The 11,901-nt window shown below is 56.5% G+C and carries 15 protein-coding genes; 8 read left to right on the top strand and 7 right to left on the bottom strand.

Annotated features, from left to right (window positions below):
- Positions 1–29 precede the first annotated feature (29 nt).
- The 3 genes from entD (at position 30) to KFZ77_RS05115 (ending at position 2,286) form a co-directional block, all read left to right on the top strand.
- A complete protein-coding gene (gene entD / locus KFZ77_RS05125; RefSeq protein WP_264385624.1) occupies positions 30–695 on the top strand; it encodes an enterobactin synthase subunit EntD in 666 nt (221 codons plus the stop codon).
- A gap of 132 nt (positions 696–827) precedes the next feature.
- Positions 828–1,949: a YbdK family carboxylate-amine ligase gene (locus KFZ77_RS05120; protein WP_264385623.1), complete on the top strand. Its 1,122-nt coding sequence runs from the start codon at positions 828–830 to the stop codon at positions 1,947–1,949.
- 82 nt (positions 1,950–2,031) lie between these two features.
- Positions 2,032–2,286, top strand: coding sequence for a DUF1158 domain-containing protein (locus KFZ77_RS05115; protein WP_031524744.1), 255 nt, complete (start codon positions 2,032–2,034; stop codon positions 2,284–2,286).
- Position 2,287: 1 nt separating this feature from the next.
- Here the strand turns inward: KFZ77_RS05115 and KFZ77_RS05110 are convergent, their stop codons facing one another.
- A complete protein-coding gene (locus KFZ77_RS05110) occupies positions 2,288–3,226 on the bottom strand; it encodes a LysR family transcriptional regulator (protein WP_264385622.1) in 939 nt (312 codons plus the stop codon).
- 101 nt (positions 3,227–3,327) lie between these two features.
- On the opposite strand from KFZ77_RS05110, the gene KFZ77_RS05105 reads away from it, so the two are divergent.
- Together KFZ77_RS05105 and KFZ77_RS05100 are read left to right on the top strand one after the other, a co-directional pair.
- Positions 3,328–3,762: a DMT family transporter gene (locus KFZ77_RS05105; RefSeq protein ID WP_264385621.1), complete on the top strand. Its 435-nt coding sequence runs from the start codon at positions 3,328–3,330 to the stop codon at positions 3,760–3,762.
- A gap of 9 nt (positions 3,763–3,771) precedes the next feature.
- Positions 3,772–4,230: a DMT family transporter gene (locus tag KFZ77_RS05100; protein WP_264385620.1), complete on the top strand. Its 459-nt coding sequence runs from the start codon at positions 3,772–3,774 to the stop codon at positions 4,228–4,230.
- 71 nt (positions 4,231–4,301) lie between these two features.
- Here the strand turns inward: KFZ77_RS05100 and KFZ77_RS05095 are convergent, their stop codons facing one another.
- On the bottom strand, positions 4,302–4,949 hold the full coding sequence (locus tag KFZ77_RS05095; RefSeq protein WP_264385619.1) for a helix-turn-helix transcriptional regulator: 648 nt from the start codon (positions 4,947–4,949) through the stop codon (positions 4,302–4,304).
- Between the two features lie 70 nt (positions 4,950–5,019).
- Positions 5,020–5,550, bottom strand: a complete 531-nt coding sequence (locus tag KFZ77_RS05090) for a fimbrial protein (protein WP_264385618.1) — start codon at positions 5,548–5,550, stop codon at positions 5,020–5,022.
- Positions 5,551–6,133: 583 nt separating this feature from the next.
- On the opposite strand from KFZ77_RS05090, the gene KFZ77_RS05085 reads away from it, so the two are divergent.
- The 3 genes from KFZ77_RS05085 (at position 6,134) to KFZ77_RS05075 (ending at position 8,026) form a co-directional block, all read left to right on the top strand.
- A complete protein-coding gene (locus tag KFZ77_RS05085; protein WP_031524735.1) occupies positions 6,134–6,313 on the top strand; it encodes a con-10 family general stress protein in 180 nt (59 codons plus the stop codon).
- Between the two features lie 291 nt (positions 6,314–6,604).
- The gene (locus KFZ77_RS05080) at positions 6,605–7,111 is read left to right on the top strand and encodes a ferritin-like domain-containing protein (RefSeq protein WP_264385617.1); all 507 of its coding nucleotides are present in this window, start codon (positions 6,605–6,607) and stop codon (positions 7,109–7,111) included.
- 33 nt (positions 7,112–7,144) lie between these two features.
- Positions 7,145–8,026 carry a manganese catalase family protein gene (locus KFZ77_RS05075; protein WP_031524733.1) on the top strand — a complete coding sequence of 294 codons (882 nt, stop codon included), beginning with the start codon at positions 7,145–7,147 and terminating at the stop codon, positions 8,024–8,026.
- 75 nt (positions 8,027–8,101) lie between these two features.
- Here KFZ77_RS05075 and KFZ77_RS05070 read toward each other — a convergent pair whose 3' ends face one another.
- The 4 genes from KFZ77_RS05070 to eitA form a co-directional block, all read right to left on the bottom strand.
- Positions 8,102–8,713, bottom strand: coding sequence for a hypothetical protein (locus KFZ77_RS05070; protein WP_264385616.1), 612 nt, complete (start codon positions 8,711–8,713; stop codon positions 8,102–8,104).
- Between the two features lie 184 nt (positions 8,714–8,897).
- Positions 8,898–9,656, bottom strand: coding sequence for a siderophore ABC transporter ATP-binding protein EitC (eitC, locus tag KFZ77_RS05065; RefSeq protein WP_264385615.1), 759 nt, complete (start codon positions 9,654–9,656; stop codon positions 8,898–8,900).
- Positions 9,653–10,693 carry a FecCD family ABC transporter permease gene (locus tag KFZ77_RS05060; RefSeq protein WP_406678799.1) on the bottom strand — a complete coding sequence of 347 codons (1,041 nt, stop codon included), beginning with the start codon at positions 10,691–10,693 and terminating at the stop codon, positions 9,653–9,655. Before KFZ77_RS05060 ends, eitC begins: the two co-directional genes overlap by 4 nt.
- Entirely contained in the window at positions 10,693–11,697 is a 1,005-nt protein-coding gene (gene eitA, locus KFZ77_RS05055) for a siderophore ABC transporter substrate-binding protein EitA (RefSeq protein WP_264385614.1), read from the bottom strand. Before eitA ends, KFZ77_RS05060 begins: the two co-directional genes overlap by 1 nt.
- Between the last annotated feature and the right edge of the window lie 204 nt (positions 11,698–11,901).

The following is an 11,901-nucleotide window of genomic DNA, read 5'->3' as shown; positions in this document are numbered from 1 at the left end:
ACCCTCCCCCCGGGGAGGGTTTTTCATCTATGCACACCACACACACCACATTTCAGCTTGCCGGCCTGAGGGTACAGCGCCTCGATTTTCAACCGCACAGCGTTTCTCCCGCCGATCTGCTGGTGCTTCCCCATGCCGCACTGCTCAATCACGCCGTGCCGACACGCCAGGCTGAACACCTTGCCGGTCGCCTTGCTGCCGCCATCGCCCTGGGCGACGCGGGCGCACAGGCCGTGATACCCGGCATCGGTGCGCACCGGGAGCCGCTGTGGCCCGCCGGATTTATCGGCAGCATCAGCCATTTTCAGCGCACGGCGCTGGCGGTTGCGGCCCGACAGCGCGCCTCGCTCAGCCTCGTCGGTATTGACGGCGAAGCCCTGCTCGACGCGGCCAGCGCGCAGGGGATCGTTGACGAGGCGCTCAACCCGGACGAACACGCGACGCTGCGGGCCAGCGGCCTGCCCTTTGCGCTGGCGGTAACGCTGATTTTTTCCGCCAAGGAGAGCCTGTTTAAAGCACTGTTTCCGCAGGCGGGTGACTGGTTTGGCTTTGACGCGGCAAGCGTTGTGGCGCTCAATGCCGAACGTTTTTCACTGCGCCTGAACTATCCCGTTGGTCCTTTTCCTGCCGGGGCATGTTTTGAGGCTCATGCCTTATGCAGCGAGGCACACCTCGTTACGCTGGTGCGCGGGTAAAACCAGCGCCTGGGCAAATAACCATCAGGCAAACGTTTACAAAGTGCGGCGATCGCATTTCCGGCAATATCAAAACGCCCGCAGAGGCCGCCGCTATACTTACTGACACCTCTTTATCGCAGTGAGCTAATTATGTCGTTAACTCCATTCCATCTCTCCGATCCCTTCACCCTCGGCGTTGAACTTGAGCTGCAGGTGATCAATCCGCCGGTATTCGACCTGAGCCAGGACTCCTCTACGCTTATCGATGAAGTGCAGGGCGTGCTGAAAGCGGGTGAAGTGAAGCACGACATTACCGAGAGCATGCTGGAGATCGCCACCGGGGTGTGCAAAGACATCAATCAGGTAGCGCATGAGTTTGCCACGCTGCAGCAGGCGACCCTGATGGCCGCCAGTAAACACCATCTGCAAATCTGCGGCGGCGGCACCCACCCGTTCCAGAAATGGCAGCGCCAGGAAGTGTGCAGTAATGAGCGCTACGCCCATACGCTAGAGCTGTTTGGCTATCTGGTGAAGCAGGCCACGGTCTTCGGGCAGCATGTCCACGTGGGATGCAGCAGCGGGGATGACGCAATTTACCTGCTGCACGGCCTGTCGCGCTATGTGCCGCACTTTATCGCCCTCTCCGCCTCGTCGCCCTATATGCAGGGGTCCGATACCAGCTTCGCCTCGTCGCGACTCAATATTTTCTCGGCCTTTCCGGATAACGGCCACGCGCCCTGGACCCAGAACTGGCAGGAGTTTGAAGTGCTGTATCGCCGCCTCGCCAGCACCAGCATGATTACGTCCATCAAAGATCTGCACTGGGATATTCGCCCCAGCCCGGGCTTCGGTACGGTGGAGGTGCGGGTGATGGATACGCCGCTCACCCTCGGTCATGCGGTGAACATTGCTGGTTTTATTCAGGCCATCGCTCACTGGCTGCTGGCGGAACGTCCGTTCCAGCATCAGGAGCGCGACTACCTGCTCTATCGCTTTAACCGCTTCCAGGCCTGCCGCTTCGGGCTGGACGGCGTGCTGACCGATGTGCACAGCGGCAAGCAGACCACCATTGCGGCGGATATAGAAAAGCTGCTCGACCGCATTCAGCCCTACGCTGACAAGCTCAAGGGCGGTAGCGCGCTGGAGGAGATCCACCTCTGGCTCCAGCGCGGCGAAAACCAGGCCCAGCGTATGCGCCATTTTATCGCCGACGGCGGCTCGCTGACTGAACTGGTGCGTCGCCACTGCGAAATCTGGGCTGCGCCGATGTAAGCCCCTGCGCCCGCCCGGCGGCGGGCGGTTGCACTCCCCGGCCCAATCCCGGACAATGCCCCTTTTTTACGGCGAATCCGCGATGAAACACCCACTTGAATCCCTGATGAGCGCTGGCGGCATCCTGCTGCTGGCCTTTTTCTCCTGTCTGCTGCTGCCCGCGCCCTCCCTCGGCCTGGAGCTGGCCCAGCGGCTGGTGACGCGTTTCCACCTGATGGATCTCAATCAGCTTTACACCATACTGTTCTGCCTGTGGTTCCTGCTGCTGGGCGTGATTGAGTACGCCCTGATCCGCTTTGCATGGAAACGCTGGTTCTCCCTCGACCGTCACGACTGATCTACTGCGGATGCTGCCAGTAGAGCGGCGTCCCGAATGCTTCCCGATAGTAATCAATTACCGCCCTGACGTTGAGCGGCGGATGGCGGGCGTGCGGGTAAATGGCAGCAATATGCTGCGGCCCGGCGTTAATCGCTCCCTCGTACTGCGGCAGCAGGCGCACCAGCTCGCCGCTCGCCAGCCGTTCGGCAATCAGCCAGTCGGGGAACAGCACCACGCCCATGCCGTCGAGCGCGGCGGTGAGCAGCGTGTCCGCGTTATTGGAGGTCAGCAGCGCCGGCACCGGATAATGCACCCACTCCGCTTCGCCGCGCCGGAACAGCCAGCGGTTTGGCCCGGACGAGCCGCGATAGATCAGGCATTTATGCTGATGCAGCGCGTCCGGCGTGTCGGGAGCACCGTGGCGCGCCAGGTAGGCTGCCGAGGCGGCCAGATAATAGTGCTGGGTGCCGAATACCCGGGCATGCCACGAGGCATCGTTCAGGGTGCCGATACGAAACACCACGTCCGCCGGATCGCGATGCGGATCGATGTAGTCATCGGTCAGCGACAGCTCAATGGAAAGCTGCGGATAGCGCGACGTCAGGCCGGTTAACCCTGGTGCAATGTGGCGCTGGCCAAAAAATACCGGGGCGTTGATGCGCACCAGCCCGGCCGGCTCGGTGGCCCGATTCTGTAACTCCTCGCGCGCCTCACCCAGCCGCTCAGCGATAGCGCGGGCGTACTCCACAAACACCCTGCCCGCCTCGGTCGGAATCACCGCCCGGGTATTGCGGTAGAACAGCTGCTGTCCGAGGGCATCTTCCAGCTGGTGAATCACCCGGGAGATCATCGATGCAGAGACGCCTTCGCGCCGTGCCACGATGGAAAAGCTCTGGGTTTCAAAAACCGCGAGAAAGAAGCGCAGCGCGCGCATCGAAATTGTGTCAGTGGTTGGCATTGATGCAAATCCTGCAAAGGTGTTTCATGAATTATATCGTTTTTCCGCATCACGGCCTGCTCTATGCTGCGTCCCCTCTCTGATAAATGAGTGATAAAACGATGCAGGTGTTATTGATATTGCTGGTGATTGCCGGCGGGATGGGGTTGTCGATTGAAGCCGGGCTGCTGGGCCCGCTCGGGCAGCAGGTAGGGGATCTCTGGGCCACGATGAGCATTTTTGGCGTTGGCGCGGCATTGACGTTTCTGCTGATGCTGTTTTTCAGCCCGCGCAACGCGCCGTCCTTCTTCGCCCAGCCAGGCTGGCAGCTATGCGGCGGTGTGCTGGGGGCGGGCTACGTGATTATTCTTACCATCGCCACGCCGGTGATTGGTATCGCCATGACCATGATAGGCATTCTTGCCGGGCAGGTGTTTAAGAGCCTGATCATTGACCACTTCGGGCTGTTCGGCACGCCGCATCGCAGAATCGATGCCAGACGTATTTACGCCCTGATTTTCATCATTGCCGCACTGGCGCTGGTTGCACTGGGATAAGGAGACAACATGATCCTGTTAATGATTATTCTCGCCGTGGCGGGGGGTGCGCTGTTAAGTATTCAGGCGGCGATAAACGGCCAGTTGGGCAGCAAAGTGGGGGTGTTCCGCAGCGCGTTTCTCACCTTCTCGGTGGGTGCGCTGGTGACCGCCCTGCTCATCTTCTTCTTTGAGCCGAAACAGACGATAACCCTGATGGATGTGCCGAAGTGGCAGCTGATCGGTGCGCTTTTTGGCGTGCCGTATATCGTGATTATGGTGCTGGCCGTGCAGCGTATCGGCACCGCAGTGGCCACGGTAGCGGTCATTTTCGGCCAGCTGGCGATGAGCATGCTGATCGATAACTTTGGCTGGCTCGGCAATGACGCCATCCCCTTCTCGCTGACGCGGCTGGGCGCGGTGATCTGCCTCGGCATTGCACTGTACTTTATTTATTCGGGTAGCACGGCGGGAAACAAACGCGCTTAAGCTTCACGTCCCGCTTCCAGGCGGAGCGAGCCCCTCGCACCGCCTTTTTTCTGTTTTTGTATTACCGCCAGTTATTCCAGCGTTAACGCCGCCACACTATTTTTACGACGCAAAAAGTTTATAAACTGCTGGTTACTGCGCAAGCGCATCTTTTCCATCAAAAAGTATTTATGCACGCTGACTGTCTTGATATTAATTTTTAACAGACGGGCAATATCATGATTGCTGTAGTCACGAATCATATAATACGCGATTTTACGCTGCTGCTCGGTTAAGCGCAGACGACTACAGCGTGTACAGTCACGCATTTCCGTATCGCTACTGCCAGCCAGGACATCACGCCAGGCCAGGATTAGCTTCTGAACGACAAGCGTGAGGGGGCTGCACTTGTCCAACCATAGCGCCTTACTTAAGCAAAACAGGAGGTTGTCCGTACTTTCCGTCGGGGAATGTTCGCAAAAGCCAACCACCAGGCTGCGCAATTTTCGGTATGCCAGTGCTGGCCACATGCAGTCAATTTTATCTCCCGGATGTAACGTGAGAAAAATAATATCCATCTCTTTCACGTTACCGTCTTGCAAACGATGAAAATATAACGTCAGGTCCGGAAAACGAGCAGTGAATATATCAGTAAGCACGGCTTCGAGGCCCAGAATAAAAAAGCAATCCTGGTCATCAATGGCAATATTAAGCGTTGTGTTATTTATATCAGGATGCATAGTCTTTTCACGGAAGAGAAAGGTAATAAAAAGGGCCGCTAACGGCCCTGATATTCATAGCGATACGCTATCAGTTGTAATCAACAGTAAAGGTAGCAACCGCGTTCGCTTTACCAGCAACGACGGTATCTGATGTGGAGCGATAGGCAGCATAGAAGTCGAGGCTGTTTTCCTCCGTTGAACTCAGGGTATAGCTGTAGTCGTTCACCGCATCAAGGCCCAGCGCCGCTTTATCTGCAGTGCGCAGCGTCACGCCAATCCCTTTTGCCACGCCGGTTTCCTGAGTCAGTGCCAGCAGCCCGGAGTTAGTAGCGTCATTAGCGCCGTCAAACTTCACTTTGGCTGTCGTTACCGTTTCCGGGCAGCTTTTCAACTTCAGGGAAAACTTGGTTTCCGGCGCTTCGTCACCGGAGGCTTTGAATGAAGATTTGGAGATGTGCCCCAGATCAACCGTCATGGTGGCGTCTGTGCCAATATCTACGACGCAGGCTTCATCGATTATTTCACCGGTAAAGTTAACGGTGCCATCGGCGGCCCAGGCAGACGAGGCCGCAAGGGTTAAACTGGTCGCAAGGCCAGCAATAATAGAGTGTATTTTCATCGTACTTATCCTGAGTTAAAGAAATTGTGCCACTGACGCAACCGCGCGCCGAATCGTTACTCGTCGTTTATCTCGTCGTTAAAAAACAGCAGCGCAACGGTAAAACCATCCGGTAACGAAACGTCAATAAGCGTTATTTAGCGTCATGTTTATGGCTGCCAGAAATTTACGTTTCGCCGCGTAAAGGTTCAATCGTTATTTAGTCCAGAATTGGATCGCTTGATTCAGAGGGAGGTTGTTTCCCTACGCGCTGCAATAACCTGTACAAAGGAAAACTGCATGTTCATATTTGCACGCTAAATACTGTAAACTTACCGCCTGGCTGGGCGGAAATATTCCAGGACTATTCCCACAATTGTATTGCCCATTATTTGGGCGACCCGTTATTTAACTCATTGATTCATGCCTGATTACCGTATCGTTATCGCCGCTTAAGCGAAGCGCGAGCATCACTAATATGTCCTGTTCATGCTGCCGTTTGCATTTGACGTCTCTTCGGGATGAACTAGATTTATTACCGTAACAACGAAATATGAACATCATCATATTTCACGGCAATCTAACGAAACGTGAGGGCAATATAATGGCTGATCAACATCGTGGCGGTTCCGGTAATTTCGCAGAAGATAAGAAGAAAGCGTCCGAGGCAGGCCGTAAAGGCGGCCAGAACAGCGGCGGTAACTTTAAAAATGACCCTGAGCGCGCCTCTGAAGCGGGCAGCAAAGGGGGCAAAAACAGCAACAGCGGCGGTCGTAAATCCTGATAGCCCTGGCTGTTTATTCGGTTTCCTAAGGCAACTGTAATAGCTATTTCTGTATAAACATGCAGAGGTTAGTGCTCTGCGGACTATGATCCGGTCCGCAGAGTTATTGGCACCTTCATATTCATACAAGCAAGATTGAAATCGCTTAATTAGTATTATCGCGGCGCCTATTGCCACGCTTGAAATATTATTTTGAGTGAGCAACAGATTGCGAACGGCTTAATTTTATAAGCCAGGCTTCATGTTGTTATATTTACTCTATTTATCGATGTATTCCGGGAGGCAATAATCATGACATACGAAGAAAACTATCATGACTGGTTGCGAGATGCTCACGCCATGGAAAAACAGGCTGAGTCAATGCTCGAAGCGATGGCGGGTCGTATTGATAACTACCCAGATTTGAAAGCACGCATTCAGCAACATATCGATGAAACCAAAGGGCAAATTCAAGTCCTTGAGACGGTCATCGAGCGCAACAATATTTCTAACTCCATGATGAAAGATACCATGGGCAAAATGTCAGCCTTTGGTCAGTCTATTGGCGGCATGTTTACCTCTGACGAAATCGTCAAAGGGGCTATCAGCAGCTACGTCTTTGAACAATTCGAGATTGCTTGCTACACCTCGCTTATTGCGGCCGCTGAGAAAGTGGGCGATGTGGAAGGCGTTGCAGCATTCAAACAGATCCTTGAGCAGGAAAAAGCAATGGCGGAATGGGCAATTACCCACCTGCCTGACGTCACCCAGCAGTATCTGACGCGCTCTGAAGCGCCGGGTGTTGAAGCAAAAAAATAACCCGACTGCCATTCCCTGAATCGAGGAGAAACTATGTTTCGACACGTAAAACAACTGCAATATACGGTGCGCGTGGCAGAGCCTAATCCGGGCCTTGCTAACCTCCTGCTGGAGCAATTCGGTGGGCCGCAGGGCGAGCTGGCCGCAGCCTGCCGCTACTTTACCCAGGGCCTTGGCGATGACGATCCGGGCCGTAAAGCGATGCTGATGGATATCGCTACCGAAGAGCTGAGCCACCTTGAAATTATTGGTACCCTGGTCGGGATGCTGAACAAGGGCGCGAAAGGTGCACTGGCTGAAGGCACCGAGAGTGAGGCCGAACTGTATCGTTCTCTGAGTAGCAACGGTAACGACAGCCACATCACCTCTCTGCTGTACGGTGGTGGGCCGCCGCTGACTAACTCTGGCGGCGTGCCGTGGACCGCAGCGTATATCGATACCATTGGTGAAGTGACGGCCGATTTACGCTCCAACATTGCGGCTGAAGCGCGTGCCAAAATCATCTACGAGCGCCTGATCAACGTGACTGACGATCCGGGCGTAAAAGATGCGCTGAGCTTCCTGATGACGCGAGAAGTCGCGCACCAGATGTCGTTTGAGAAAGCGTTGTATTCGATTCGCAATAACTTCCCGGCGGGTAAACTGCCACCGGTGGAAGAGTATGCGAATACCTACTACAACATGTCGCAGGGTGATGACATTCGCGGCAGCTGGAACAGCGATGAACACTTTAATTACGTAGCCGATCCGCAGCCTGCAGTTGATGGCGGCGATGGCTCTGCCTCGGTTGGCCTGTCCTCTGAACAGATGGCAATGCTGAAAGCGATGGCGGACCGTACCAAATCCGATGAAACCATCGACCCGATTACCGGTGTCGATCTCGGGATTGGCGAGCCGCAGGAATATAAACGCTAAGCGTTGTTCCTGTAAAAAAACCCGCGCACGGCGCGGGTTTTTTGTTATTCAGGTATGACGCTGTGCGCTGCCTGTTTAAGAATGAACCGCACGTTTTTCTCGCGCCAGCATGGTACAGACGATAATAAACAGCCCCACCATAAACGGAATTTCATACAGCTCTTCAATCAAATCCTGATACTGCGGGTTATGCAGAAACAGCGGCGCCAGCAGGCGATGATGCTCCACTGCATCAGAAATCAGGAATGAACACACCACCAGCGCAGCCGTCCACAGCGGTAACGTCTCGCTGCGCAGACGCGCCATCACTTCCTGACGCAGCGCCTTAGAGAAGACCAGCCATAGCACCAGGGTTCCGATCAATACTACCGAAATGATGCGGAACAGCAGCTTCGGCCCTTCCGGGAAGTACTCCCTGCCCCAGCTGACGCTGCGTCCCAGCAAGACCAGCCACCAGACCACGGCCCACAGCCAGAACGTGCGCGGACGTTCTGCCAGCCCGGCGGAACGCGCATAGCACAGGGTGAAAACAGCCCCAAACAGCAGCCATGCTGCCTGTGCATTTTCGACCACGGTCACCACATGCTCGCTGAACAGCGACAGATGCAGATCCGGAATAAAGGGAAATAACACCGCCAGCACAATCAGGCAGGCGGTAACAGGGGTAAGTCGGGTGTCGAGCTTCATATCAGATTGGTGCCACTAAAAATGCGAAGCTGAATATGGTATGGCAACACCCCTTGCTGGGCTTAACCTTGCGTGTGTTTATTATTAAGAAATGATTAATTTATTGAGAATTTGTATGCGCCTGGCACGTTATGCCAATCAGGCGCAGCGGCGTGCGCGCATAAATCGCGTCCGCCGCTTTGCTTCAGATGAAGTGAATATGTTTTTTACCGTGATATGGCGAGATTTCGATTCTGGCGTTCACCTGGAACACGTCGCGTAGCAACGCTTCGGTCAGTACCGCATCGGGTGTACCGCTGGCGACGATCTTTCCCTTTTGCATCACGATCAGCGCATCACAGAACATCGCGGCATGGTTGAGGTCGTGCAGCGCCACGATGCTGGTGACCGGCAGCGCGCTGATAAGACGCATCAACTGGATCTGATGATGAATGTCGAGGTGGTTGGTCGGCTCATCGAGCAGGATCTCGGTCGGCTGCTGCGCCAGGGCGCGCGCAATATGCACCCGCTGGCGCTCCCCGCCAGAAAGGCTCAGCCAGCCCTGAGCGCTGCGATCCAGCATCTCCACCCGCTCCAGCGCGTGATTGACGATGCGTTCATCCTCCGGCGTCCATGAGGAGAGCGGCGAGTGGTGTGGGATACGCCCGAGCTTCACCACATCGCGCACGCGAATGTTGGCATCCGTCCCGCCATGCTGCTCAACAAAGGCCACGCGGCGTGCGACCTGCTTTTTTGCCATGCCGCTGATGTCATGCTCATCAAGCAATACCCGGCCCGCACTGGGGCGGCGCAGCCCCGCCAGCACGCGCAGCAACGAGGATTTGCCAGACCCGTTCGGCCCCAGCAATCCCAGCGTCTGCCCCTGGGCCACACTCAGGGAGACGTCATCGACAATCACTTTTTTGCCGACGCGCCAGCAGATGTTTTCCGCGCTGATACTCATAGTTGCCTCCGTGCACGCCAGAGAATGGCAGCAAAGAACGGTACGCCAACCAGGGCGGTCACCACGCCCACCGGCAGGCTTTGCGGTGCGATTACCGTACGCGCAGCAATGTCTGCCAGCACCATCAGAATGGCCCCCATCATGGCGCAGGCCACCAGCAGCGTGCGGTGCAGCGGGCCAAAGAAGTAGCGCATCACATGCGGCACCACCAGACCCACGAAGCCAATGGAACCGGCCATGCTGACAATCGCCGCCGTCATCAGCGCGGTCACGGTAAACAGCATCAGCCTGACATAGCCCACCGGAATACCCAGCGAGGCCGCCGCGTCATCCCCAAAGGTGAAGGCGTCCAGCGCTTTGGCATACCACAGGCAGACCGCAAGGCCGATCATCACGACCACCAGCACCAGCTGAAACTCGGGCCAGCGCACGCCGCTGAAGCTCCCGAGCAGCCAGAACATCACATCCCGCGCCTGCTGAGCGCTGGCGGAGGTGCTGATGCTGTAGGCGGTAATGGCGTTGAAGAGCTGCGAGGCCGCGACGCCGGCAAGAATGGTGCGCTCATTACCGCCGCGCGCACCGTTAGTCAGCAGCGCCACGAAAGCAAACGCAGCGAACGCGCCGGTGAAGGCACCCGCAGAGAGCGATACCGCGCCGGTGCCAATCCCCAGCACCACCACCGCCACCGCACCGGTGGAGGCGCCAGCGGAAACGCCGAGCACGTAGGGTTCCGCCAGCGCGTTTTTCAGCAGGCTCTGCAGCACTGCGCCGCAGATTGCCAGCCCCGCGCCGCTGCAGGCAGCGACCAGCGCGCGGCTGAGGCGGAAATCCCAGATCACGGTTTCATGGATACGGTTCAGCGGCTCTGCGGTCAGCCCCAGCTTATTGGTGACCGCAAAGAAAATGGTTCTGAGGGGAATGGCCAGCTCACCTGACCCCACGCCGATCGCAATAACCAACAGAAGAAGCACAACCGCAGCGGAGAACAGCGCCAGACGCTGCCACATCCCGCCCCGGTTGCGTACCGGGCTTGTCATCAGTTCAGCCCCAGTTTCTCAAGCTGCGCCGCCACCTGCTCTGCGCCATAAATGGTGCGGATCGTCGGGTTCATTGCCTGGCCGTCCATCACCACGATATGGCCCTTTTTCACCGCTTCAAGCTGGCTGACGGCCGGGTCGCTTTTGAGGAATTTGATCTTCTCTTCGGCGCTGTCGAGCGCCCAGCGGTTGCGATCGAGGCTCGACACCACGATCACATCCGGGTTGGTGGCGATAATGCTCTCCCAGCCCACCGTCGGCCATTCGCTGTCGGAGCTGATGGCGTTATGCCCGCCCAGCACGCTGGCAATAAAGCCCGAGGCACTGTTTTTGCCGCCCAGATAGGCATCGGATGAAGGGGAAGCACTGGAGAACCAGAAGACAAACGACAGATCGCGTTTGCTGTGGCCAAACGTCGTGCGCAGCGCGTTTTCACGCTGCCGGAAGTCGTTCACCAGCGCCGCGCCGCGGTCTTCGACATCAAAAATCGTCGCCAGATCCTCGATCTCTTTATACAGCAGCGTCATGTCCCACAGCTGGCTGCGGCTACCGTAGATGTCGCCGGTGTTCTTTTTCGTGGCGCAAACGCCCGGTGAGAGATAGCTGTTGATGCCCACCGCGGCAAAATCTTCGCGCTTCGCAACTTTGCTGTCCGGCCCCAGTAACAGGGGAAGCTGAGCGGCAACGAAATCCGGCTGGCGGGCAAGAATCGACTCAAGGGTCGGGATCTCAACGGTCAGCACCGGCACCTTTTCATTTTTGCCTGCCAGCTCCGGCAGCACTTTAGTCGGCCAGAATGCGCTGGCGACCATTTTATCCTGCAAGCCGAGCAGCAGCATGATTTCAGCGGTGTTCTGGCCCAGGGCGACCATACGCTGCGGGCTTTTTTCAAACACGACCTTCGTACCGCAGTTTTCCAGCGTCAGCGGGTACTGCGTCGCGCCCGCCATCCCGGAGAGGCTCAGCAACCCTAAACCCCATAACGCCTGTTTAACATTAACCATCAACATCAACCTTTCTTTATCGTTATTTTATGCGCGTGCACGCTGTGACCATCGCAGTGCCGCGTCGTTACCGCAGCCGCGGGCTCGCCCCGCCGCCGGGATGCTGCACTTCATCAGCCCCCGCCGATGTAAATGCAAATCATTCTTAAGTTGTCGGTTTATACCGGGCGCTCCGGGGGTTGTCAATACAGGTAATTGCCCATA

Origin of the sequence: Siccibacter colletis, assembly GCF_025914095.1 — a bacterium.
GTDB classification, from domain to species: domain Bacteria; phylum Pseudomonadota; class Gammaproteobacteria; order Enterobacterales; family Enterobacteriaceae; genus Siccibacter; species Siccibacter colletis.
This window is presented reverse-complemented; position numbering and strand designations above follow the sequence as displayed.

Coding starts and splice junctions, on each gene's coding strand:
- KFZ77_RS05120 (WP_264385623.1), top strand. CDS start 828: ATGTCGTTAACTCCATTCCATCTCTCCGATCCCTTCACCCTCGGCGTT.
- KFZ77_RS05070 (WP_264385616.1), bottom strand. CDS start 8,713: ATGAAGCTCGACACCCGACTTACCCCTGTTACCGCCTGCCTGATTGTG.
- entD (WP_264385624.1), top strand. CDS start 30: ATGCACACCACACACACCACATTTCAGCTTGCCGGCCTGAGGGTACAG.
- KFZ77_RS05110 (WP_264385622.1), bottom strand. CDS start 3,226: ATGCCAACCACTGACACAATTTCGATGCGCGCGCTGCGCTTCTTTCTC.
- eitC (WP_264385615.1), bottom strand. CDS start 9,656: ATGAGTATCAGCGCGGAAAACATCTGCTGGCGCGTCGGCAAAAAAGTG.
- KFZ77_RS05090 (WP_264385618.1), bottom strand. CDS start 5,550: ATGAAAATACACTCTATTATTGCTGGCCTTGCGACCAGTTTAACCCTT.
- KFZ77_RS05115 (WP_031524744.1), top strand. CDS start 2,032: ATGAAACACCCACTTGAATCCCTGATGAGCGCTGGCGGCATCCTGCTG.
- KFZ77_RS05075 (WP_031524733.1), top strand. CDS start 7,145: ATGTTTCGACACGTAAAACAACTGCAATATACGGTGCGCGTGGCAGAG.
- KFZ77_RS05060 (WP_406678799.1), bottom strand. CDS start 10,693: ATGACAAGCCCGGTACGCAACCGGGGCGGGATGTGGCAGCGTCTGGCG.
- KFZ77_RS05085 (WP_031524735.1), top strand. CDS start 6,134: ATGGCTGATCAACATCGTGGCGGTTCCGGTAATTTCGCAGAAGATAAG.
- KFZ77_RS05095 (WP_264385619.1), bottom strand. CDS start 4,949: ATGCATCCTGATATAAATAACACAACGCTTAATATTGCCATTGATGAC.
- eitA (WP_264385614.1), bottom strand. CDS start 11,697: ATGGTTAATGTTAAACAGGCGTTATGGGGTTTAGGGTTGCTGAGCCTC.
- KFZ77_RS05080 (WP_264385617.1), top strand. CDS start 6,605: ATGACATACGAAGAAAACTATCATGACTGGTTGCGAGATGCTCACGCC.
- KFZ77_RS05105 (WP_264385621.1), top strand. CDS start 3,328: ATGCAGGTGTTATTGATATTGCTGGTGATTGCCGGCGGGATGGGGTTG.
- KFZ77_RS05100 (WP_264385620.1), top strand. CDS start 3,772: ATGATCCTGTTAATGATTATTCTCGCCGTGGCGGGGGGTGCGCTGTTA.